21 protein-coding genes and 2 pseudogenes are annotated in these 21,584 nt (G+C 67.5%); 7 read left to right on the plus strand and 16 right to left on the minus strand.

Annotation, left to right across the window (positions count from 1 at the left end):
• Position 1: 1 nt before the first annotated feature.
• The 4 genes and pseudogenes from EXE63_RS01010 to stpK7 form a co-directional block, all read right to left on the minus strand.
• Complete coding sequence (locus EXE63_RS01010; RefSeq protein ID WP_168140437.1) at positions 2-1,357, minus strand: arylsulfatase; 1,356 nt, start codon at positions 1,355-1,357, stop codon at positions 2-4.
• Between the two features lie 70 nt (positions 1,358-1,427).
• Positions 1,428-2,132 (minus strand): GntR family transcriptional regulator, encoded by a 705-nt coding sequence (locus EXE63_RS01015; protein ID WP_234904127.1) that lies wholly within the window; start codon positions 2,130-2,132, stop codon positions 1,428-1,430.
• A 243-nt stretch (positions 2,133-2,375) separates the two neighbouring features.
• Positions 2,376-3,269 carry a formylglycine-generating enzyme family protein gene (locus EXE63_RS01020; protein WP_168140439.1) on the minus strand — a complete coding sequence of 298 codons (894 nt, stop codon included), beginning with the start codon at positions 3,267-3,269 and terminating at the stop codon, positions 2,376-2,378.
• A 49-nt stretch (positions 3,270-3,318) separates the two neighbouring features.
• Positions 3,319-5,123 (minus strand): annotated as a pseudogene (gene stpK7 / locus EXE63_RS01025) (serine/threonine protein kinase StpK7).
• 138 nt (positions 5,124-5,261) lie between these two features.
• Between stpK7 and EXE63_RS01030 the strand changes: the two are divergent.
• From EXE63_RS01030 to EXE63_RS32660, 3 genes are all read left to right on the plus strand, one after another.
• Positions 5,262-6,719 (plus strand): aldehyde dehydrogenase family protein, encoded by a 1,458-nt coding sequence (locus tag EXE63_RS01030; RefSeq protein WP_168140440.1) that lies wholly within the window; start codon positions 5,262-5,264, stop codon positions 6,717-6,719.
• Between the two features lie 151 nt (positions 6,720-6,870).
• Positions 6,871-7,374: a hypothetical protein gene (locus EXE63_RS01035; RefSeq protein ID WP_234904107.1), complete on the plus strand. Its 504-nt coding sequence runs from the start codon at positions 6,871-6,873 to the stop codon at positions 7,372-7,374.
• A gap of 20 nt (positions 7,375-7,394) precedes the next feature.
• Positions 7,395-8,252: a hypothetical protein gene (locus tag EXE63_RS32660; protein ID WP_234904108.1), complete on the plus strand. Its 858-nt coding sequence runs from the start codon at positions 7,395-7,397 to the stop codon at positions 8,250-8,252.
• Between the two features lie 186 nt (positions 8,253-8,438).
• Here the strand turns inward: EXE63_RS32660 and EXE63_RS33380 are convergent.
• The 3 genes and pseudogenes from EXE63_RS33380 to EXE63_RS01050 all read right to left on the minus strand — a co-directional run.
• Positions 8,439-8,579, minus strand: a pseudogene (locus EXE63_RS33380) (transposase); the annotation flags it as partial.
• A complete protein-coding gene (locus EXE63_RS01045; protein WP_272955781.1) occupies positions 8,546-9,343 on the minus strand; it encodes an IS4 family transposase in 798 nt (265 codons plus the stop codon). The pseudogene EXE63_RS33380 and the gene EXE63_RS01045, both read right to left, overlap by 34 nt.
• 243 nt (positions 9,344-9,586) lie before the next feature.
• Positions 9,587-9,970: a DUF2510 domain-containing protein gene (locus EXE63_RS01050; RefSeq protein WP_168140443.1), complete on the minus strand. Its 384-nt coding sequence runs from the start codon at positions 9,968-9,970 to the stop codon at positions 9,587-9,589.
• Positions 9,971-10,170: 200 nt separating this feature from the next.
• Here EXE63_RS01050 and EXE63_RS01055 point away from each other — a divergent pair, with 200 nt between their 5' ends.
• The 3 genes from EXE63_RS01055 to EXE63_RS01065 all read left to right on the plus strand — a co-directional run bounded on the left by EXE63_RS01055 (position 10,171) and on the right by EXE63_RS01065 (position 12,360).
• Positions 10,171-10,548 (plus strand): hypothetical protein, encoded by a 378-nt coding sequence (locus EXE63_RS01055; protein ID WP_168140444.1) that lies wholly within the window; start codon positions 10,171-10,173, stop codon positions 10,546-10,548.
• A 98-nt stretch (positions 10,549-10,646) separates the two neighbouring features.
• Entirely contained in the window at positions 10,647-11,312 is a 666-nt protein-coding gene (locus EXE63_RS01060; RefSeq protein WP_168140445.1) for a type IV toxin-antitoxin system AbiEi family antitoxin domain-containing protein, read from the plus strand.
• Positions 11,313-11,409: 97 nt separating this feature from the next.
• Complete coding sequence (locus EXE63_RS01065; RefSeq protein ID WP_168140446.1) at positions 11,410-12,360, plus strand: nucleotidyl transferase AbiEii/AbiGii toxin family protein; 951 nt, start codon at positions 11,410-11,412, stop codon at positions 12,358-12,360.
• 89 nt (positions 12,361-12,449) lie between these two features.
• Here the strand turns inward: EXE63_RS01065 and EXE63_RS01070 are convergent, their stop codons facing one another.
• The 9 genes from EXE63_RS01070 to EXE63_RS01110 form a co-directional block, all read right to left on the minus strand.
• Positions 12,450-13,895 carry a type II toxin-antitoxin system HipA family toxin gene (locus tag EXE63_RS01070; RefSeq protein ID WP_168140447.1) on the minus strand — a complete coding sequence of 482 codons (1,446 nt, stop codon included), beginning with the start codon at positions 13,893-13,895 and terminating at the stop codon, positions 12,450-12,452.
• On the minus strand, positions 13,892-14,182 hold the full coding sequence (locus EXE63_RS01075) for a helix-turn-helix transcriptional regulator (RefSeq protein ID WP_168140448.1): 291 nt from the start codon (positions 14,180-14,182) through the stop codon (positions 13,892-13,894). Before EXE63_RS01075 ends, EXE63_RS01070 begins: the two co-directional genes overlap by 4 nt.
• A gap of 330 nt (positions 14,183-14,512) precedes the next feature.
• Positions 14,513-15,256 carry a hypothetical protein gene (locus EXE63_RS01080; RefSeq protein WP_168140449.1) on the minus strand — a complete coding sequence of 248 codons (744 nt, stop codon included), beginning with the start codon at positions 15,254-15,256 and terminating at the stop codon, positions 14,513-14,515.
• 2 nt (positions 15,257-15,258) lie between these two features.
• Entirely contained in the window at positions 15,259-15,687 is a 429-nt protein-coding gene (locus EXE63_RS01085) for a hypothetical protein (protein WP_168140450.1), read from the minus strand.
• A gap of 662 nt (positions 15,688-16,349) precedes the next feature.
• Positions 16,350-17,247, minus strand: a protein-coding gene (locus tag EXE63_RS01090) for an IS5 family transposase (protein WP_109394451.1) whose coding sequence is annotated in 2 segments (ribosomal slippage) — positions 16,350-16,895 and positions 16,897-17,247 — 897 coding nt in all. Because the reading frame shifts where the segments join, the coding sequence is not laid out codon by codon here.
• A gap of 46 nt (positions 17,248-17,293) precedes the next feature.
• The gene (locus tag EXE63_RS01095; protein WP_168140451.1) at positions 17,294-18,232 is read right to left on the minus strand and encodes a hypothetical protein; all 939 of its coding nucleotides are present in this window, start codon (positions 18,230-18,232) and stop codon (positions 17,294-17,296) included.
• The gene (locus EXE63_RS01100) at positions 18,229-18,855 is read right to left on the minus strand and encodes a hypothetical protein (protein WP_168140452.1); all 627 of its coding nucleotides are present in this window, start codon (positions 18,853-18,855) and stop codon (positions 18,229-18,231) included. The genes EXE63_RS01095 and EXE63_RS01100 overlap by 4 nt, the downstream gene beginning before the upstream one ends.
• A complete protein-coding gene (locus EXE63_RS01105) occupies positions 18,848-18,997 on the minus strand; it encodes a hypothetical protein (RefSeq protein WP_168140453.1) in 150 nt (49 codons plus the stop codon). Before EXE63_RS01105 ends, EXE63_RS01100 begins: the two co-directional genes overlap by 8 nt.
• A 15-nt stretch (positions 18,998-19,012) precedes the next feature.
• Positions 19,013-20,110 (minus strand): hypothetical protein, encoded by a 1,098-nt coding sequence (locus EXE63_RS01110; protein ID WP_168140454.1) that lies wholly within the window; start codon positions 20,108-20,110, stop codon positions 19,013-19,015.
• Between the two features lie 213 nt (positions 20,111-20,323).
• Here EXE63_RS01110 and EXE63_RS01115 point away from each other — a divergent pair, with 213 nt between their 5' ends.
• Complete coding sequence (locus EXE63_RS01115; protein WP_168140455.1) at positions 20,324-21,388, plus strand: ADP-ribosylglycohydrolase family protein; 1,065 nt, start codon at positions 20,324-20,326, stop codon at positions 21,386-21,388.
• Positions 21,389-21,584: the final 196 nt, after the last annotated feature.

Consider the following 21,584-nt stretch of genomic DNA (forward strand, 5'->3'; position numbering starts at 1 on the left):
ACTACTGTGCGCGCGCCGGCACGAAGTCGACCGGTGCGCCCGCCGGAATCAGCTCCTCGACCTCGACGCTCTTGTCGAACTCCTGAATGAAGCGGTAGGCGTGCTGCATGACCCACCACCGCACCCACGTCTGGTTGACCGCCTCGCGTTCCTTCGGGTCCTCCAACAGGTTGGTGATGCGGGCGAACCCCAGGGGGATCTCGGGGTCGTGGAAGTGCTGCTGACGCTTGAAGTTGATCTTGAACTGGGACCACTTGACGGCGTGCAGCTCCTCGTTGAGCCACACCATGCAGCCATCGCGCTTGGACTCCTCGGCATCCCCGGCGAAGAACTCCCGCTGGTCGATGCCGTCGATGGTGCGGTCGTCGGGCACATCACAGCCAGCCCAGCGCAGCAGCGTCGGGAACATGTCGGTGACGTGCACCATGTCATTGCTCTCGCGTGGCGTCACCCTGCCCGGCCAGCGGATCAGGCAGGGCGTGCGAATACCGCCCTCCGCCGAGCTGAAGTAGGAGCCGTCGAAGAATCCCGCGGTGCCGCGTCCGGCCAGATGATCCTCGGCGCCGTTGTCGCCGGCGAAGATCACGATGGTGTTGTCCTCGATACCGAGTTCGGTCAGTGTGTCCAGGATGCTGCCGAAGTCGTGGTCGAGCATCAGCAGCGAGTCGCCCCAGTTGCCGTTGGTGCTCTTACCCTTGAACTCGTCGCGTACCTCCATCGGGAAGTGCATCAGCGAGTGGTTGTGGTACAGGTAGAACGGCTTGTCGGCCTCGACGCTGCGCTTCATGAAGGCCTTTGCGCGGCGGTCGTATTCGCCGTCCATCTGGCCCTTGAGCTGCACGGTCAGCTGCTCGTCGGTGGTCTTGACACCGTCGGCCTTGGTGCCCTCGTACATGTAGGAGTAGCCGTCGCGGTCGCCGTCGTACCAGGGATCGTCTGGCCAGAGGCACTCGTCGTAGGTTCGGGCCGGACCGTACCACTCATCGAAGCCGTGATCGGTCGGCCAGCGGCCGTCCTCGGCTCCGATGTGCCACTTCCCGAAACATGCTGTGGCATAGCCCGCTTCGGAGAGAATGTCGCCCATGGTGCGCTCCCAGGCGACGATGCCGCCGCCGTTGCCGCCCAGGGCGATGGTGTGGTTGCCGGACCGGATCGGATACCGGCCCGTCATCAGCGCCGACCGGGTGGGGGTGCACTGCGGTTCGACGACGAAGTGGGACAGCTTCAGCGACTCGGCGGCGAACGCGTCCGCGCGAGCGGTGTCGGCACCGCGCAGGATCCCGCCGCCATAGCAGCCGAGTTCGCCCATGCCGAGGTTGTCGACGTGGAAGTAGACGATGTTGGGTTGTTCGGGCATGCTGAATACACCTCTCAAATGGTTGTGAATTGAACCCCGGGCGGGGCGTGTCGTGCGGTGCCGCTTGGTGTTACGGAGGGGTCGGGGCAGCGCCCCGGGCGGCGGTGGTCACCAGTGAGCACCGGTCGCCGCGATACCGCACGGTCTCGAGGTCGAACGGCGTGCCGTCCTCGAGGTGAGTGAGTCGGTGGAGCAGCAGCAACGGTGCTCCCGGGCGGATCTTGAGCAGCTCGGCGGTCTTCGCGTCCGCCGCCACGGATTCGACGGTGATCTCGGCCCACCCCAGCCGGACGCCGAGTTCCTGCTCGATGAGGGCGAACACGTCCTGCTGGGCCAGTTCCGCGTCGACCGGGATGGCACCGATCCGCAGCGACGTGGTGTCGAGCGACAGCGGCAGCCCACCGACGGAGCGCAGCCGCTCGATGAACAGGATCGGCGAGTTCTCCGGGAGTTGCAGTTTGGCTGCGACGAACGGGGTCGCGGTGGACTCGCGCACCGACAGCACCTCGTTGTCCACCGGCAGGCGGTGGCCGGCAAGCGATTCCGCCAGCCCTTCCAGCCGGTCAAGGTGCTGGCGCAGCTTCGCACCGGTGACGAAGGTGCCGGAGCCCTGCACCCGGGTGATCAAGCCCTCGCCGCGCAACAACTCCAGCGCCTCGCGGATCGCGTTACGGCTCACGCCGAGTTCCGCGGAGAGTTCGGACTCCGACGGCAACGCCGGACGCGCGGCGGCCAGCCCGCCGAAGGCGCCTTCGAGGATCTGGCCGCGCAGCACGTCGCGCACCCACCGCGCGGCGTCGGCACGGGTACCCGCGTAATCCCGCACCGACGGACGCGGAAAGTCCTTCGGGGGGATCTTCGGTTGCCGTGGCATGCGATCACTGTGCCACTTCACGAGCCGGGTGGCGGTAAGCGGAATGTTACGCCACCTGGCCGACCGAAAAAGCTCAGGCCAGCGGCTTCCCGGCGGCGAAGTGGCAGATGTTTCGCCACTCGGCCCCCAACCTGGGGCGCCGCCTCAGGCGACGCAGCGGAATCCGATGTGGGTGGTGGCGCTGTCCTGCGACTGGGACGACCGCGCTGCCGGACGGTAGCGGTGGCAGTACTCGGGCGCACACAGATGCGAGCCGCCCTTGAGCGCTTGGTGCACTGCCGGGTCACCGGACGCCGACGGTGGCGGTGGCGGGCAGCAGCCCACGGCGGGTTGACCGGGCTGGTGCTGACGGGTGTAGCGGGTGGTCGTCCACTCCCACACGTTGCCGATCATGTCGACCAGACCGAAACCGTTGGCGGGGAAGGTACCCACCGGGGACGTGCCGACCCAGCCCAGCGCGCCGTCGTTGCGGTACGGGAACATGCCCTGCCAGGTGTTGGCCATCAGTCGGCCGTCGGGTCGCACCTCGTCGCCCCACGCGTAGGCCGTGTGGGCTCCGGCCCGCGCGGCGTACTCCCACTGCGCCTCAGTGGGCAACCGACGCCCCGCCCAGTCGGCATACGCGGCGGCATCCGGGTAGGCGACCTGCACCACCGGGTGGTCGAGGCGGTCTTGAAAGGACGGGCTGGACGAGTCGGGGCCGAACGGGTGCCGCCAGCAGGCGCCTGGCACCCAGGTCCACCACTGCCGCCAGTCCCGCAGATCGACCGGTCGGTTCGTCGGCTGAAAGACCAGCGCGCCGGGAACCAGCTCGTCCGGCGGAACGCCGGGGAAGTCAGCCGGCTCCAGCGGACGCTCGGCGACGGTGACATGGCCGGTGTCGGAGACGAACTCGACGAACTGCGCGTTGGTCACCGGATGACGCTCGATGGCGAAGCGCGGCACCGACACCGAGTGGACCGGGGCCTCCTCGGGGTAGAAGTCGGTCGCCCCCATCCGAAACGAGCCGGCCGGCAGGTCTATCAGTTCGGTGAGCATTCCGACAGGCTAGATCCACTTCGCGGCCAAGGTGAGATGACGCCTTGCGCTAGCCACCCGCCCCATTGACCACGGGCGTGTCGATCATGCCCTTCTCGACACCCCACATCGTGGCGATGGTCCGGTACTCACCGGTCTTCATCAAGTGCTCCAGCGCCAGCCGCAGCGACTGCGACAGCGACGAGCCCTTCGCGACCGGCCAGCCGTAGGGCGCGACGTCGAAGATCTCCCCCGCGGTATCCAGTTCTCCGGCACTGAGTTTCACCGTGAAGCCGGTGACCGGCGAGTCGGTCGACATCGCCTCGATGTCGCCGGCGATCAGCGCCGCGGTCAGATCGTCCTGCCGGGTGAAGACCACCATGTCGATCGGCGCCAGACCCGCTGCGACACACGTGGAACTCTTGCCCGGAACCTCAGTGGTCTCCTGGATCGTCGCGAACGTCACGCCAACCCTCAACCCGCACGCGGCATCCGGGTCCACCGCGGCACCTGTGCGCTTGGCCCACTGTGTGCCCGCCTGGAAGTACGTCACGAAGTCGACCGACCGCTCCCGCTCAACCGTGTCGGTGATCGACGACATCCCGACGTTGAAGCTGCCACCGCCGACCGACGGAATGATGCTCTCAAACCCGGTGTCCCGATAGTCCGGCGACAGCCCGAGGACCCGCGAGATCGCGTTCATCAGGTCGACGTCGAAGCCGACGATCTTGCCCGAGGAGTCCCTGAACTCGTTGGGCGCGTAGGGCGTATTGACACCGACCACTAAACGTCCCGTTGCGCGGATGTCGGGCGGCACCGTCGCGGCGATCTCCGCCACCTCGCCGTCGGGCGTGCCCGGCGGCACCGTCGACTCGGCGACGCTCGCAGGTTTCGCGTCGTCGCGGCCCGGCGGACCCCACACCTGCCACGCCCCGAAGGCGCAACCCCGGCCAGCACCACCGCCGCGCTCGACGCCGCCAGCGCCCGCCACGGCGCCCGCCGCGACTGCGTGGCCGAGCGCGCGATATGCCGTCCGCTGGTCCGACCCGACCGTGGCACCGGCGCGGTCAGCGCCCGCCGCGCGGCACCGGCCAGTTCGGCCGCGGTCTGATAGCGCTTGGCCGGCTTCTTGGCCATGCCCCTGGCCACGACGTCGTCGAACGCCCCGAGCTTCGCGGCGGTGGCCGACGGTCGCGGCGGCGCCGACATCATGTGCCCGGCGATCTGCTGCTCCAGGCTGTCCGCCTGATACGGCCGCACCCCCGTCAGCAGCTCGTACAGCACACACGTCAGCGCGTAGATGTCGGCGCGGAAGTCGACCGGCCCGGTCTCGAACCGCTCCGGGGCCATGTAGCCCAGCGTGCCCAGCGTGTTGCCGGCCGTCGTCATCCCCGACTCACCGGCCGTGCGGGCCAGCCCGAAGTCGATCAGATAGGCGAAGTTCTGCGGCGTCAGCAGGATGTTGGACGGCTTGACGTCGCGGTGGATCAGACCCGCCTTGTGCGCGGCGTCCAACGCGTTGGCGACCTGCTCGATCACCGTGACCGCCGACGCCGGGTCCAGCGGCTTCTTGTCCTCGGCCAGGATGGCGCCCAGCGTGCGACCCTCGATCAGCCGCATGTCCAGGTAGAGCCTGCCGTCGATCTCGCCATATCCGTGAATGGGCACCACGTGCGGGTCGTTGACGCCGGCCGCAGCCTGCGACTCGCGGCGGAACCGCTGCTGGAAGACCTCGTCGGTAGCCAGGTGGTGCGGCAGTACCTTCAGCGCGACGATGCGGTCGGTCTTGGTGTCGTAGGCCTGATAGACCTCGCCCATTCCGCCCCGGCCCAGCAGCTTCTGCAGCTGGTAGTGCCCGAAAGGTGTCGCATCCACCGGTGAACTCCTCGGCTGCGGCCAGTCGGTGTGTCGGATGCAAGTTACCGCACCTTTGGCACGATTGACGAAAAAATTCGGCAGGCGGTGTCAGTTCAGCCCTCGTTTCAGCCGAGCCGCCACGGGTAGCCGCCCGGCATGAGCACCTACCCACAATTCGACACCATGCCGATCGGCGACAGGTGGCGCGCCGGCTCCTCGGGTAAGCAGCGCGAGGACACAGATCCGTGGACAGGTGACACCCTGACGGTCCTTCCCCAGGCCGACGCCGACGACCTCGACGAGGCCTACGCCGCGGCCGAAGAGTCACAACGTGATTGGGCCGCGCAACCACCGAGGGTCCGCGCCGAGGTGATGCGCAACGCGGCCGACGTGATGACCGAGCGCGAGGACGAGATCACCGGCTGGCTGGTCCGCGAGACCGGCGGCACCGTCGCCAAGGCCGACCTGGAGTGGAACCTGGTGCGTTCGGTGATGTGGGAGGCCGCCTCAATGCCACACCACGTCGAGGGCCGCATCATGCCGTCCGACATCCCGGGCAAGGAGAGCCGCGTCTACCGCGAACCCGTCGGTGTCGTCGCCGTCATCTCCCCGTGGAACTTCCCGATGCAGCTGTCCAACCGCTCCGTCGCGCCCGCTCTGGCCGTCGGCAACGCGGTGGTGCTCAAACCGGCAGGCGACACCCCGGTCACCGGTGGGTTGCTGCTCGCCCGGATCCTTGAGGAGGCGGGCCTGCCGCCCGGGTTGCTGTCCGTGGTGGTGGGCTCGGGCTCCGACATCGGCGACGCCATCGTGGCGCACCCGACGCCGCGCGTCGTCTCCTTCACCGGATCCACAGCCGTCGGCGAGGGCATCGCCGCCAAGGCCGGCATCAAGCACCAGTCGCTCGAACTCGGCGGCAACGGTCCGCTCGTGGTGCTCGACGACGCTGACCTCAATCTCGCCGTCGACGCCGCGGTGTTCGGCTCGTTCTTCCATCAGGGTCAGATCTGCATGATCGCCAACCGCCTCATCGTCGACGCTGCCGTGTATGACGACTTCGTCGAGCGGTTCGTCGACCGGGTACGGCAGTTGCGGGTCGGCGACCCGAGCGACCCGCAGACCCACCTCGGGCCCATCATCAACTCCGCACAGGTGGAGTCGATCCAGGACAAGATCACCCGCGCCCAGGACGACGGTGCGCGGCTGCTGCTCGGCGGCGACCCCTTCGGCCCGACCGGCCAGTGTCTGCCACCGCACGTGCTCACCGGCGGCAACGACGCGGTCACCGCGCGCGAGGAGGTCTTCGGACCCGTGATGACCGTCATCCGCGCCGACGACGAGGACGACGCACTGCGCATCGCCAACGACACCGAGTACGGCCTCTCGTCGGCGGTCTTCAGCACCGACGTGGACCGCGCGGTGCGCTTCGCTCGCCGCATCGACGCCGGCATGACCCACGTCAACGACTCGCCCGTGAACGACGACGCCAACACCGCCTTCGGTGGCGTGAAGGCCTCCGGTATCGGCCGGTTCGGCGGGCAGTGGGCGGTCGACGAGTTCACCACCGAGCACTGGATCTCCATCCAGCGGGAGCGTCGCGAGTACGCCATCTGAGCCGTCCTCGGCAAACGTTGCGCCACGGCGTGGCAACAGCTTCCGTGGCTTCCGTCAGAACCCCAGCGCAATGCGGTTGATCTCGGTGACGGCGGGTACCCGACAGTGCTCACGGTGTCCATCACGGGGACACAAGGAATCGGAGAGCGCGATGAACGTCATCAAAGGAGCATTCCGGCTCGTCACCACCACGGCCGACGCGGCGGTCGCCACCGCGGGCGCTGTCGGCGGCGCGGCCATCAACGGCGTGGTCGGCGGGGTTCGCGGCGTCGCAAGCGGGGTCCGCGACGGCGCCACCAGCGGCAGTCACTCGACGTCGGCGGCGGCGCTGACGCTCGGGCTGATCGGCGCCGCGGGCCTTGTCGAGTGGCCGCTGCTCGTCGGCATCGGCGGCACGGCGCTGGTGGTCCGCCAACTCACCCACAACGGCCAGTCGCCGGAGGAACCCCGGCTGCGGGCGGTCACCGAGACGGCACCCGCCCGCAAGGCAGCGCCTCGCAAGGCACCGGCCCGCAAGACAACGCCCCGCAAGGCGCCGGCCCGCAAGGCACCCGCTCGCGAGGCGCCGGCCAACAAACGCACCGCAGCCAAGGCGCCCGCGAAGAAGGCCGCCAAGAAGAGCACCGCCACGAAGTCCGCGCCACGCAAGCGCTGACAGCCAGGAGCCCCGCACACGTGAACCTCGCCCAACTGGCGAAGGCCTCGGTGGCACTGCCCCTTTGGGCCGTCGACACCGGAGTCCGCGCCGCCCGAGTCAGCGTCGCCACGGCAACCGCCACCGCCACCGTCCTCACCGTCGCCGGCGTCACCCTGGTCGACGTGCCACTTCGCGCCGTCGGCGAGGTCCTGGCCGGGCGCTCCGCGCGCCGCCGCTGGACCCGTGACGACCGCTGCTGGATCGAGGTCTACGGGCTCGACGACGACGAGGACGGCACCGTCGGCGCCGCCGTGCTCGACGCGCTGCGGGCCGAGCCGGGCGTGCGCGAGGCATCGCTCAACCGGCCGTTGTCACGCGTCATGGTGCGCTTCACCCCGGACATCTCGCCCGACGATCTGTGCGACGTGGTGTCGGCCGCCGAGATCGAGGCGACCGACGGGGACGTCGAGCCAGCTACCAACGAGCTGCCGTGGGACGGCCCCGTCATGACGGGCAACGTGGCCTCTGCGGCGGTGAACATCGTCGGGTTGGCCGCAGCCATCGCCGGTCGCGTCATGCCGTGGCCGCCGCTGCCCCAGGCCGTCGCCGCGGCCGCGGTCCTGGTCGACTATCAGCCCCGGCTGCGCACGGCCCTCGAGCAGCGCCTGGGGGCCACCGCCGCCGACACCGCGATCACCGTCACGACCGCCGCGGCCTACACGCTCACCCAGGCCCCGTGGTCCCTCGCGGTCGACGCGGCCAAACACCTGGCCCGGGCCGCCGAGACGCAGTCGGCCGCCCGCGCCTGGCGCACCCTGGAACCCGACCTCGCCGAGCGCGCGCTGGTTGAGGACGGCCGCCCCGATGCGGCCGATCAGATCGACTGTGGCCTCTGATATCGCTGCGGCAGCGTGGATGACCTGGTCGCGGGCGGCGTGCAGGGCGACGGTGAAGCTCAGCCGGTCGGGGCTGATGGGGGGGCGGGCCAGTGCGGTGTCGGCGATGGCGGTGCGCAACGCCTGGTAGGTGGTCAGTAATGCGTAGACCTCTTGTGTGACGCCGGCGGGGGTCTGCGCGCGCAGCACTCGTCCGCCCAGAATGGTCGATTTCAGTTCCAGGTAGCTGGTTTCAACCTCCCACCGTTGATGGTATAGCTCGACCAGTTCGTCTGCGGGATATTGCTTTTCGTCTAGAGGGTGGTGACCAGGCGGTAGTGACCGCAGCGGGTGGCTCCGCCGTCGACTGCCACGCTGATGCGGGCGTCGATGACCCGCACGGTCACCGCGCCCATCCGCGCCAGCCATGTCCGGTCCGGCAGTGTCTTGATCGGGGGCAGCACACGGGCGTCTTTGCAGCGGATCAGCAACTCGGCATGGGCCGAGGCGATCTGTTCCACCAGAGCGGTGACGGCGAAGTTGCGGTCGGCCAACAACAGCATGCCCGGTTGCAGGCAACCCAACAGCTGTGGCGCATAGGTGGTTTCGCCGACGCGGTAGGAGCCGAACACGGCGTCGATGACGGTGCGGGTACCGCAGGCCACGATGGTCAGCAGTCGCAGCATCGGGTATCCGGATTCCGCGTCTGGGCGGCCGGTTTGGCGTCCGAACGCCGCGGCGTTGGCGGCGCTATTGGGCACGAACATCGAGGTGCCGTCGATCGCGCAGACCAGCAGGCCCTGCCAGCGTGCCGCCCCCACGGCCGGGCCGCGCAGCAGGCTGAACAACTCTTTTAGCGGTCCGACTCCGACACGCCGCAATGCTTGCGACAGTGCCGAAGAACCCGGTGCGGCCACCGTCGCCGGATCCAGGCCGGCCACCAGTCGTGCCCAGACTTGCCGGTAGCCGATCTCGGTGAACAATGCTCCGGCCAGCAGCAGGTACACCACGACCCGCGAGGGCAGCACCCGCACACGGCGCTGCACGCGGCCGGTGTTCTCCAGGGCGGCATCGACGAGATCGGCGGACACGATTCGTGTCAGCTCGCCCAAATGGCCCGGCGCGAACGCGCCCTGTCGGCTCGACTCAGCAGAACAGATGACAGACTGAACAGACAGCGGAACTCCCCGGGTGATGGCGTCTTTGGTCGGACATCCATCGATACCGGGAGTTCCGCTGTCCCACTACCACCTCACACGGCGTGTCACACTTGCCCCACCAGTCACACGCTTAACTGCGCGGCATTGGGGTTAGTGGGTTGGCGGACATCGGGTCTCCTCAGGGTGCGGCGCCGGTCAGGCGGGGTCGGCGGGTAGGTAGTCGCCGTAGATGCCGCGGGCGTCGCCTTCGGCGGCGAGTTGGTTCTGGCGGTCGGCTTCGGCGCGGAGGCGGTCGTTGCGGCGGTTGATCCAGCGGATGGTCCAGACGGTGGCGGCGGCTACGGCGATCACGGGGACCAGCCACTTCCACTGCCAGATCATGCACGCGATCCAGAAGACGATGAGGGTGGTCCAGGCGGGGTGTCGCTGTGCCCAGTCCTTGGCCGGCGGGGCCGGGACTGCGACCGTGATGACAGTGGGGGCCGCGATGGCCTCCGTCCACTGTTCGCCGTCCCAGAAGCGTTGTTGGGCAGCCCCGGTGGGGTCGGGGTACCAGCCTTCGGGTGCGTAGTGGGTCATGGTGGCGTCCTCCGGGTCGTGGTGTTGCCGCTGACTAAAGTAAACCACAAGTCCGTCTGATTGCATAGTGATTTACATACGTTTTTGGGTATAGGCTTTTACACACACGGGGCGTCGTGCACCCGTGTTGCGGCCGAGTCGCACATGACTTCCGCAGGCAATCGAGCGCGTACGCGCGTCGACAGAAGGAGGAGGCCGCCGTGAAGGTGATTCTTCGAACGCCCGCAGAGATGGTCGCCGAATACAACCTGCCCGAGCTGGACAGCAGCGCCAGCGACGAGGAAGTCCTGGCGGCCGCGGCATTGGTCGAGCCGCTTCGGCGCGGGGAACCCGAAATCACCGGGGAGCCTTATGTGTTCGCCCGCGGCCTGGATGGGCTCGCCCAGCAGGGCCGGCGCCTGGAGCAGGCGGAGTCGCGGCTAGACGCGGAGCGACAGGCCGCCCGGGAGCTGGCGCGGCAGTACTTCGAGGAAGGGCGCAGTAAGCGCGAGATCGCGACCACGCTGGGAATCACCCGGCCGACGCTTGATTCCTGGCTGGGCGAGGGCGCAACACGGCGCCGCAGCAGTGGTGGGTGATGACGATGCGCACATCGCGAAGACCGCCCCATCCAGCCGATGATCGGGTGATGAGCAGCAGGGGCGATGCCACGTCCCTAGGTTGCTACTATCGCTGCATGGCCGACGCGCAGGCGTGGGGCCGGCTGCACACCCTGGCCGCCGGCCAGTTCGGCCTGTTCACCGCCGCCCAGGCCCGACACCACGGGGTCCCCCGCTACGAACTCGCCCGCCGCGCGGCTGCCGGCGAGCTGTTCCGGGCACACCACGGTGTGTACGGATTCACCGAGGATTCCGCCGGCATGTTCACGTTCGAGGACTGGGCGGCACAGTGGTTGGCACTGCGCCCCGAGGACGACATCGAGCGGCGCCGGACCGACCCGGACTGCATCCTCAGCCACGACAGCGCCGCGGTGATCCGCGAGCTGGGGACGATCGTCGCCCGCGGCCTGTTCCTGACCGGCCCACGCCGCATCAACACGCGGTCACCGCGGGTGCACACCTACCGACGCGACATCGGCGCCCGGGGCGTGGACTGGGACGTGGTGCAGGGCCTTCCCGTGGCGACACCCGGGCGCATCATCGCCGACCTGGCCCGAGACGATCTCGATGGATCCCATCAGGGCACCGTGATCGCTGACGTCCTGGATTCCGGCCTGCTGACGATCGACGAGGTGGGCGCTCGGCTGGATCCGTTCGCGCATCGGTGGGATGAGCCGCACGGGGTGGCGTTGGCACACCGGTTCCTGGCCGCGGCCGGGCGGCCGTCAAGCCTGCCGGCATAGCGCGCGGCGTCGTATGTGCAAGGCCAGCAATGAGCCCGGCGGGCCGAAGCGCTGCTCGGCGGACATGCGGGCCCGTGCCCAGGAGTCTCATGACCGTGTGGAGGCGCTGGAGCGGCGGTACCGCGAGATCGAGGAGCAGCTCGACGCGAGGCGAACCTATGGCTCGGAGAGCGCTTTTCGGGCGGCTCTGAACACCCGCATCCGTCAGATCGTGCGCGACACCCACGGCGATGCGGCTGAGGTAGCACGTCGGTTCGCCCTGCAGCAGTTCGTGTCTCGGCTTTTCGATCGTGATCCGGAGTCCTGGCTGGTGACTGGAGGGACGGCTCTGCAGTTCCGGACCCCTGCCGAAGCCCGCGCGACCGCGGATCTGGATCTGGCGGTGACGCGCAACGTTGAGGACCTCACCGTGGCATTGACCGAGGCATCGCGCAGGCGTGCCGGCGAGCATGGTGAGTTCGAGGTCTCGGTCAGTCCGGGCAGCGGCCCCGGCGGGTACACCGGGAAGATCACGTACCTGCTCAACGGGTCCCGGTTCGCGGTCGCCAAGCTGGATGTGGCTGTGGGGCGGCAGTTTCCCTTCGAGCCGGACACCCTGGTCCCCGATCCTGTGGTGACCATCGACGACGTGCGTCCGATGTCGCGGGTGCGCACCTATGCCGTAGCCGCCCACCTCGCTGACAAGGTTGCCGCTATGTATGAGCTGCATGGCAGCAGCGGCGCGGCGCCGTCGACGCGCTCCCACGACCTGGCCGACATCGTCATTTTGTCGAGGTGCGCGTACGGCCTGGCCGCCGAGGAGCTGCGCGCTGCGGTGCGCGGCCAGGAGCAGCGGCGGGGCATTACGGTGCCCTCTCCCCTGGTGCTGCCTACCGATCAGTGGCGGCGCAGCTACCCGGCGCGGGTCGCTGAAGCGGGCTTGCCGGCCGAACTGCGTGACGCTGACGCGGCGCTGGTCGAGGCCGATCGATTTGTAGGTGCGGTGCTCGACGGCCGAGTGCAGGCCGGTACGTGGGATCCCGACCGCCGGGCATGGACACTGCAGTAGCAGCTCGATGGCCGTGGCTTTCCTGGCAGCAGAGCAACTTTTTCTTTCTTCGAGTCACCCTGCTGTGCCGCAACAGCTCAGCTGTTGATTCAGGTCGCGTCGGACAGATGTTTGGCTGGGCGGCGGCGACTGTGTGTGCGGACGTCGTGCTTGCCGCGGGTGTAGGACACGACGGTCACATCGTCTTCGGTGTCTTCGGACGGATCCGCTGGGGCCGGCAAGTCGTCGTCTGTGTCGTCTTCGGGGTCGGGCAGGTTCGAGGGTGCGGTCGGTCGTGGGCGGTCGAGCAAGCCACACTGCCGAGCGACTCCGGCTTGCAGGCCGGTGACCAGATCCCCGAGGGTGGCGGTGGGGATGTCGGCAGCCGCGGCGGCGATCGCGTCGGGCAGAGCTGCGGCCATGTCGCGCGTGCGCTGCACCAGGCGGTCGGGATCGGTGCCGGCCTTTGTCGCGAATTTGGCGATGGTGTCGAGGGTGACTGTGCCGAAACGGCTGCGCCCGGCGATAGCCATTGCCACCCGGGACAGGTTCGAGTCGGGGTCAGGGTTGTACGGGAAGACGCTGGCGACATCGTAGACCGGTGCGAGGGTGACACGGTTGCCGACCAGAATCACGCTGTAGTTCTTCGCGTGACCGTCGGGGGCACCCAAAAGGTATTGCGCCACAATGATATCGGCGAAGCGGTCGACGTCATCCTGAGTCGCGTGGTCAGCCAGTAGCTTAGCAATGGCGGTCGCTGAAGGTCCACCGTCGCTGGCGTACTTCTTGCCCGGCCACACCGACATCGCCTGGCACATGTCCTCTTGGTGCAGTCTTAGCACCGTGCCGTTGCGCTCAACGCGGTCGTAGCGGGTGACCACGATCGCTGGGACCCCGCCGAATTCGTGGTAGGCGGTGTGGGCAGCCGCAATGCCGATGGCCGGCAGTACCTTCTGGCACAGGTGTTCGTTGAGAGCCTGGCCCTTGAACTGCATGATGCCCGGCTTGATGATGTGCGTGCTGGCGCTGTTGCCGTGCGCGGTAGCCCACCCGTCGCGGGTTCGCACGGCGGTAAATTTGCCTTGCATTCCAGGAAGACTCCAGCGTTCCCCCTCATTGGTCCACCGGCCAGGGTTGTCGATGAGGCGCTGCAGCCGGGCCCCGAGTTCGACATCGGTGATTGGTTCGATGTGGCCGGTCTGGGCAAGGACGTCAGCGATGTCGCCGGCGGGAGCCAGCTGTACGGCGCCGGCGCAGTCGCGGCCGAGGTGGCGCAGCAGTGCGGAAGTGTTACGTGCTGAAACGCCGTATTGGGCAGCCCACCCTTCTCGGACGCGGGGGTCTTCAGGGAGCAGACCCGCCAGCCATGGCGCTGCCTTCTGGTGGCGGTACGTGTGGCCTGGGCGCAGAGGCATGGACAACGACAGTGGCGTGAGGCGGCCCGCGGATCCGGCGTAGTCGTCGGCGTAAGTGAAGTGGGGGCGACCGAATTCGTGAGTGATGGTGCCTGCGAGACGACCGTTGAGGACCACGGCCAAATCGTTGATGTCGGTCACGGGAGGGCGGCCGGCGGAGCTTGCAGGTTGTTGATCAGGTCCAATGCGGCCAGCTCGCTGTCGTTGAGCGGAACTTCCTCTACCACGGTGAACCGGTAGTCCAAGGCAGCGGCGACCGCGATGTAGGCGCTCACCTCGCCGTTGAAGCCGTTCTCGATACGTCCCACGAGTTGGCGAGAGACGTTGGCGCGGCGAGCCACATCGTGCTGAGTGAGGCCGGCCTGGATGCGGGCATGGCGGAGTTGTGCGCCGATCTGCGCGAGAGTTTCCGCCACCAAGCTAGCCACGCCTGACATGATACCGCAACAAGCTCAGCGGTGTCACGGTATTGCGACACGACGGTCGGGCGCGGCTTGTGCGAGGCGCCGCGCGCGCCAGTGCACCGTGACCGTTTCGCGGGTCGCTCGCCTGGCGCTCCGCGACAACGGCGCTGCTATAGGGAGGCGTAGACCGCCGAAGAGCCTTAGAGCGGGGTAGTAGACTGGGCTTCTGAACAGCAATTTGTCGGGATACTAGAACAAGCTGGCGTGTGTCACGATATCAAGACATTGGCTGGAATCTCCGGCTACAGGATGGCGGCTAGGCAGGGCGCGCCGCGGTCAGCTGGTACCGGCCGGTCATAGGAACTCACCGCCGTCAGCGATCCGCTGCCGGATCGGTGCGAGCGGGATGGGCATCGTGTAGTCGTCGCCATAGAAGCGCTGCTGGTATGCCTCAATCGCTGTCTGCAGTGCGTGCCTGTTCGCATGTTGGGCGAGGAACTGCGGACGGTCCCGCAACGGGACCAGCCCGGTGGTCATCCAGTAGCGGTTGAGGCGTTCGACGGATTCGAGCTGCTCGACTGATGGGGCCGCATCTGCTTCAGCGTCCCAGTGCGGATGCATCAGGATCAGGCCGTTGGAGGTGGGCATCATCGTCTCGATGGCCTGGCATAGCGCCCAGGCGCCCAGGCGGTGTCCACGCAAGGCCGGATCGATGACGATCCACAGCACGAACATGACAGCCTCGACGGTATCGGAGAACTGTTGGGCGAGTTCGGGTCCGATGCGGTAGTCGTCGAACAGTGGGGCGAAGCGGTCGGTACGGAGTCCGTGGAACCTCTCGCGGTCGAGCAGCTCGACGGCGAGGCCCTCGACCCCGGTCCTAGCCATGACGAAGTGGATCTGGCCGACGCGGACGTCGGGGTCTCCCATCCGTGAGTCCAGGTGGGTGAGGTCGACAGTGGCGCGCCACAGCAGTGTCCCCGGTCGGCCGAAGGCGTTGTCGAGGGTCTCGATATGGAGCGAGGGACCGAACATCTCTACGTGGGTCGTGGCCGGGTTGAGCGTGGCTGCGAACTCGTCAAGGGAGATGGAACGCATGGTTATCGGCCGTCTTCTGGTGGTGATGATGATGACGACGATGACGACGTTCCGCGGGGCCGGCCACTGAGTTCGTGCTCGGCGACGAACCACTTGTTGTTCCAGATGGCGGCCTCGATCGGGTCGTCGATCGATGCCATCCCTGGTCCGAAGGTGTCGTGTACTTCCAGGGCTAGTTGCATGCTGGCGACCAGGGCGGGTAGCTCTTCGGTCAGCCAGCGGTGCGTGGTGTCGTCGAACGCGGCGAGCAGTTCTTTGGCCGGGGCGTTGTCGGGACTTGCTGTGGCTCGCACTTTGGCGGCGGTCCGGGTCAGTGTCGCGATTGTCTGTTGACCCTCAACGAGGTGACGGGCCAACTCGCGAAGCGTCGAGTCGGGATCCATCATGAAGGCGCCTTCGTTGGAGGATCCGGCGGTGTGCGAGTCGGACATTCCTTGATGGTCGCATGCGATTGGCGTGACCTGGGGCGAGGTCCCGTCCCCGGTTCGAGGCGGGAGCGGGACGTCGAACGCGGTGGGCGGTGGGTTGAGCCCAGGGTGCTGCGCTTAGGTGTGGTGTTCCACCACGTTGGTTGCATGGACAGAGGCCGCTGCGGATGGGGGCTTGATCTGGTATCGGTCATCGAGCCCGCGTAGTCGGCGGCTGCCTTCGGCTTCCGGTAGGTCGTAGAAGAGGCAGGAAGATCTCTTTGAATTCTGCGGCCACCTCCGTCCACGGGCGAACGAGTTGGGTGTCGGGTACGGGCCAGGTCACCATCGGCAATCGGAATCGACCACCGGCGCCGCCGCCGTTGGGCATTGATCCGATCGATACATCGAGGACCATGTAGTACCGGGGTATGCCCGCGACGGCCGCGTGCTTGGCATTTTGCCACCAGAAGACGTGCAGTCCTTGGCTACGGCCATCGGGGTGGGTTCGATGAAATCCGATAAATCCGGGCGTCGAGTGTTCTTCGAATCCGTGAGTCATTGCTAAGCGGCGCAACTGTGCTTGTGGAGCCATTGCCGTTACGTCCCTTCGCATTTCGGTGCATTCGCGCTTTAGCTGCGCCGGTCGTTGTGAGGCCCGTAACCAATGTCGCGGAATGTCACACCTAGGCCGTGTCTGATAAATGCGGTAGCCAAAGTGTGATGGCCCTTAGGACTGCTCCGCCGCGGTAAACGATGGCGAGTTTGTCGTAGCGGGTGGCCAGACCGCGCCATTGCTTGACGACGTTGAAGTTGCGTTCGATGACGTTGCGGCCCTTGTAGTCTTCGGCATCGAAGGCTGGTGGTCGCCCGCCTTGGGTGCCACGACGTTTGCGGTGGCCGATCTGATCGGACGGTTCGGGAATGACTGCGACGATCCCTCGTCGTCGCAGCCGCTGTCGAGTCGCTCGGCTGGAATAGGCCTTGTCGCCACGCAGGCGATCAGGCCGCGTGCGTGGCCGCCCTCGACCGCAGCGCTCGACTTTCAGGTGGGCGAGCAAATGCTCCAGAACCGGTCCGTCGTTGGCTTGGCCAGCGCCCACGAGCACGACTAACGGTCGTCCGTGGCCGTCGACGAGGTGATGGATCTTGCTGGTCAGTCCGCCGCGGGAGCGGCCAATGCCGTGGTCAGGCGGCTCGCTGGCCAGATTTGTGTAATTCGACCCAGCCCCCTGTGTCACGGGTGATGTTCGTGGCATGTTGATGAGCACGGGCGATCGTGGAATCCACCGACACCGACCAATCGATGATCCCGGCTTCGTCGGCGGCAGCCAGCAACCGCGCCAACACCGCATCCCAGGTGCCCTCTGCGCTCATCCTTCGATGCCAGGTCCAGATCGTCTGCCACGGCCCAAACGCCTCGGGAACGTCGCGCCAGGCGATGCCGCACCGGTACCGGTAGATGATCCCCTCGAGCATCTGGCGGGCATCCCGAAAAGGCCTGCCCTTCTTACCTGTCCGAACAGGAAGAAGCTCTTCAATCAACGACCATTGAGCATCGGTGAGCAGCTGGAACCGCGACATGGCCTAAGTCTCAGCCGAAACACCCGAAATATTTGTCAGACACGCCCTAGTTGAGGCTGCGCAGAAGCTGGCCCAGTCGCATCAGGCGTTGTCCGGAGGCGAGGCATTTCGGGGCCAGCGCTGCGCCGTCGCCGCTGGAGAGCTGCTCGGCCAGGGCGGTGGGGTCGCCGGTGGCCATGACCGCGGCGATCGCGGCTTCGAGGTCGGCCATGATCTGAGCGGTGTCACCCGGTTGTGCGTCGTGAGATGCGGCGGGGGCCGGCCCGGCGGGCGGGGTGGGGTCGGCGGTGTTGTCGGCCTTCGGCTGCTGCTGGTGCGCAGGGCCTTCCTGCTCCCAGGGTGGGCCATCGTCGTGCGGTTGTGCCCAGCCGCGGTCTGCGGCCGGTGGCCGCGGTGCAGTGTCGCCGATGTCGCCGAGGTCGCCGATGTCGCCGTCCGCGTCGTCGGGCACTTGGGCGGGGACGAGCGCACCAAGTGAGGACGCAGGGGCTGGTGGTGTCGTTGATTCGTAGAGCGGTCCGAAGCCGGGTGCGGTGGAGCGCTGTGCCACGGAGTCGATGAGTTCACGCAGTGCGCCGGTTTGAGCGTCGGGGTCGGTGACGCCTTCCAGGACCGCGGGAGCTTCCTCGACGACCACGCGGGAACCGGTGACGCCCAGGCGTGCGACGTCTGAGGAGGTGACCGGGATGCGGGCCCCGGGTGCGGTGAGTTCCTGCAGCGGGAGGATCAGTCCGACGATGCCCTGCTGGTAGCGCCGGGCGTTGGAGGCGGCGCAGCCCATCTGGTCTTGGACGAATGCGGTGAAGCCGGTGTAGGGCCGTCCCGCGGCGTCGTTGATGAACTTCCAGTCTTCGTCGCGGTAGATCTCGGCGAGCACTTCGAAGGCCGTCTGGAAGGCGTTGTGCAACTGCTGCGCTCGGCGCAGTGCGCGTTCCTGGCGGGTCTCCACGAGGCCGGGCTCCTGGAAAACGAGGCCGGTGCTCATTGGGCGTCTCGCTGCGCGATCGCGGCCGCGATGGAGTCCGCGGCGTCGTCGAGGCCGGCGCACAGGCGCTTCTGTGTGCCCGGGTCGCTCCATGCAGTGGCGATGACGTCGGCCAGGCCGGAGGTGAGGACACCGAGGTCGGCGGGGGTGTCGATGCGCAGCCGCTTGCGGGTCTGCCCGTCGGGCAGCAGCCGCAGCACGGTGATGGTGACCACGTTGGTGGTCATCGACGCCGGGCTGTTGCGGTATGTCGCCATGATCCGTTGTTCGACAAGGGCTTTGGCGAGCGGGTCGCGCAGGGATCCGACGGGGACGACGGACAGGGGGCCGTCGTTGTCGCCGGCGTTGCCGCGGGTGAGCCGCTCTTCGTACTCTTCGCCGGCCATGGCCAGACCGGACAGGTAGGTGGTCTTGAGGGCTTTGCGCTCCTGGTCGTCGCGGGCCAGCTCGTAGCGGCGGAACGTCTCGGCGGCGCCGTCTGGGGTGGAGGCGTAGGCGATGGCGTCGGCGTCGCGGCGGCGGCGGGCCTTCTCCAGCTTGGTCTGTACCTTGTCGAGTTCGCGCAGGAGTTCGTCGCGGGTCGGTTCCTGGGTCGGCGGTTCTTGGGTCATGGTGTCAGTCATTGTCTCGCTCCTGGGCTTCGTTGACGCCGAAGAAGTCTTCGGCGGCCGCGGTGGCGTCGGCTTCGGTGGGTCCGGTGAAGGTGTGGCGTTCGCCGGTCTCGGGGTCTTCGACCTCGATCTCGGCGTGCTGCGGGGTGGTCATGGTGGGTGGTCCTTCCTAGGTCATGACGGCCGGGGCGGCCTGCGGGAACTGGCCGATGATCTTGTTGCAGGCCTTGTTGACGCGCTCGGCGGTCTGCTGCACCTTCTTCGGGTCGCCCTTGGCCCAGCCGTCGATGTAGGCGAAGGAGCTGCCGCCTGGTTTCAGGCCGTAGTGGCGGGCGATGACGTAGGCGACGCTTTCGGCTTCGACCTCCATCGTGGGACGTTGTCCGTCTGGGCCGCTGTGGTATTCGTGGTGGCGCTCCATGTGGCCCATCTGGATATGAGCCAATTCGTGGGCAAGGCAGACAGCCGCGTGCGCATCACTGTGGCGGGTGCTCACGACGACCTTCTTGGTCGGCTTGTCCTGGGTGTAGGCCTCCGGGCCGTCCTCGGGCAGTTCGACGCGCTCGACGGTGTAGCCGTGCGCGTTGATCTGCTTCTCGAGTTCGGCATGCATCTCCGGCGGGGCCACCCCGGTTTCGCGGGTGTAGGTGATCTCGGGGCGCTGGGGCACGGGTGGGCCGGTGGTGTCGGAGACGTCGTAGACCGGGACGCCGAGCCAGCCGGTGACGACCTCTTCCTCGGTGCCGTCGTCCTTCTTGCGCTTCTTGATGATGGGTGCCCGCACCCAGATGGCCTTGCAGCCGGCGATGAGGGAGCGGTTGAACTTCTTGTTCCAGACCTTCTTCATGCCGCCGACGAAGGTGGCGTCGGGGCGCTGCATGCGGATGAGTAGCTGGTTTCCCAGCGAGTAGGAGTGGAACTGGGCGGCGTATTGCAGCCAGTCCTGCCACTGTTCGGCGGTATTGAGGTTGGCGATCGCGGTGTCGATCTCGCGGCGGAAGTCTTCGACGCGGGTGGTCTTGTCGGCGAAGCTGACCGTCTTCGGTGTGGCCGCGGCCGGCGCCGTGGTCGGTGGTGGTTCAGCCGGCGGCGCGGCGGGCGGGTGTGCGGCGGCCGCGGCGGGGTAGCCGGCGTCGGCCAGGGCGGCCTGAAGGACCGATTCGGCTTCCTCCAGGACTTCGACGGAGTGCGCTGAGTGGCTGTAGGCCAGTCGGGTGTCCCCGGAGCAGCGCCGGGGTCCTCCTGGGTCAGTCGTGGCACGACACATGGGTGGTACCTCCTCGGACACGGACGCTGGGACCGCTATTGGTGTAGCGCCAGCTCGGCAAGAAGAGCTGGAGTGCGTCCTTGCCTAGGAAGTACCGGCGGGGGCGGGCGTTTCCGTCACCCGTGGCCGCGAGAAATTTCCCCGTCCCACCGCGAGGTATACATGGGTGCCGTAAATATGTATAGTGGTTTACATCCGAAGGGGAGGCGCACCATGATGAGACGAACTGCCACTCAGGCCCGTTACCGCAACGCCCTGATCGGCCTGGCCGCTGGCGATGCCTGGGGTTACCAGGTCGAGTTCCGCAAATACGACCGGATGCCCGCCTACCCGGTGCCGGCGCCCAAGAAGATCTGGAGGATCTCCGACGACACCCAGATGACCCTGGCTCTGCACGATGCCCTTGTCGACGCCTCCGGGCAGCTCGACGACGTCGACGTCCTCACCAAGGCGATCACCGCACGCTTCCTGGAGTGGCAGGTCGACCGCGACAACAACCGCGCGCCCGGAGCCACCTGCATGGGGTCGCTGTCGCGGCTGCGCGCCGGCGCCCAGTGGCACGACGCCGATGGCGCTCGGGTCCGTCCCGGTTGCGGTGCGGTGATGCGCCTGGCGCCGGCGGCGCTGTGCCCGGACGAGGTGTGGCTGGGCGTCACCGCGCTGCAGGCGGCGCTCACCCACAAGCACCCCCGCGCGATCGCCTCCGCCCTGGTGCTCAGCGACGCGATCCGCTCGGCCACGACTGTGCGTGGCCACTTCCTCGAACATGCGATCAGCGCCGCGATGTCAGTGCTCTCAGGGCAGAGCCCCTGGCTGCGCGACGAGTTCCTCCTTCGCGTCCTCTCCCCCATGACCGCCGACGTGCCGGGCATGCTCGCCGCGGGAGTCAAGGACGTCCTCATCGACGCGCTGCTGGACGCCTTCACCGTCAAGCAGGAACTGTTCACGCTCACCCCGGACGTGTACGGCGATCCCTGCGTCGGTATCGGCGAGGGATGGGAGTCGGCCTCAGCGACGGCGATCGCGCTCCTGGTCGCCGACATGGCCACCGCGCCCGGGCGCCGTCGCGCTCCTCTCAACGGCCGCGACGCCCTCGCGTGGGCCTCGACCAGCAACGGCGACTCCGACTCGATCGCCAGCATCGCCGGCGCCGTCATCGGAGCCGCCCACACCGGAGATCGCTATTGGGCAGGTACCAAGCTCAATCCGCGGTTCGAGCCGCGGTACGCCAAGGCGCTGCGCAACGCCCCGTCGTCAGCCCGAAGCTTTTTGGCCTGACTAGAAGACCGTCAGATGCCGCGGCCGAACAGGATCGATAGGGACAGCGCTCCGAAAGAGACGCCACATACGATGACGGAGACGTGAGCGCCAAGGCAGCTGTCGTTGGCAAGCTGAACAGCACACGCTGCTGCTTCTGGCTGTGCCTCTACCTGTTCCTCACGGCTCATTCATCTTCGATTTACCAGCATCGATG

It is taken from the genome of Mycolicibacterium frederiksbergense (assembly GCF_012223425.1).
Taxonomy (GTDB): Bacteria; Actinomycetota; Actinomycetes; order Mycobacteriales; family Mycobacteriaceae; genus Mycobacterium; species Mycobacterium frederiksbergense.

Coding starts and splice junctions, on each gene's coding strand:
- EXE63_RS01110 (WP_168140454.1), bottom strand. CDS start 20,110: ATGTGTCGTGCCACGACTGACCCAGGAGGACCCCGGCGCTGCTCCGGG.
- EXE63_RS01105 (WP_168140453.1), bottom strand. CDS start 18,997: ATGACCACCCCGCAGCACGCCGAGATCGAGGTCGAAGACCCCGAGACC.
- EXE63_RS01060 (WP_168140445.1), top strand. CDS start 10,647: ATGGCCGACGCGCAGGCGTGGGGCCGGCTGCACACCCTGGCCGCCGGC.
- EXE63_RS01010 (WP_168140437.1), bottom strand. CDS start 1,357: ATGCCCGAACAACCCAACATCGTCTACTTCCACGTCGACAACCTCGGC.
- EXE63_RS01030 (WP_168140440.1), top strand. CDS start 5,262: ATGAGCACCTACCCACAATTCGACACCATGCCGATCGGCGACAGGTGG.
- EXE63_RS01100 (WP_168140452.1), bottom strand. CDS start 18,855: ATGACTGACACCATGACCCAAGAACCGCCGACCCAGGAACCGACCCGC.
- EXE63_RS01115 (WP_168140455.1), top strand. CDS start 20,324: ATGATGAGACGAACTGCCACTCAGGCCCGTTACCGCAACGCCCTGATC.
- EXE63_RS01035 (WP_234904107.1), top strand. CDS start 6,871: ATGAACGTCATCAAAGGAGCATTCCGGCTCGTCACCACCACGGCCGAC.
- EXE63_RS01050 (WP_168140443.1), bottom strand. CDS start 9,970: ATGACCCACTACGCACCCGAAGGCTGGTACCCCGACCCCACCGGGGCT.
- EXE63_RS01080 (WP_168140449.1), bottom strand. CDS start 15,256: ATGCGTTCCATCTCCCTTGACGAGTTCGCAGCCACGCTCAACCCGGCC.
- EXE63_RS01020 (WP_168140439.1), bottom strand. CDS start 3,269: ATGCTCACCGAACTGATAGACCTGCCGGCCGGCTCGTTTCGGATGGGG.
- EXE63_RS01085 (WP_168140450.1), bottom strand. CDS start 15,687: ATGTCCGACTCGCACACCGCCGGATCCTCCAACGAAGGCGCCTTCATG.
- EXE63_RS01095 (WP_168140451.1), bottom strand. CDS start 18,232: ATGAGCACCGGCCTCGTTTTCCAGGAGCCCGGCCTCGTGGAGACCCGC.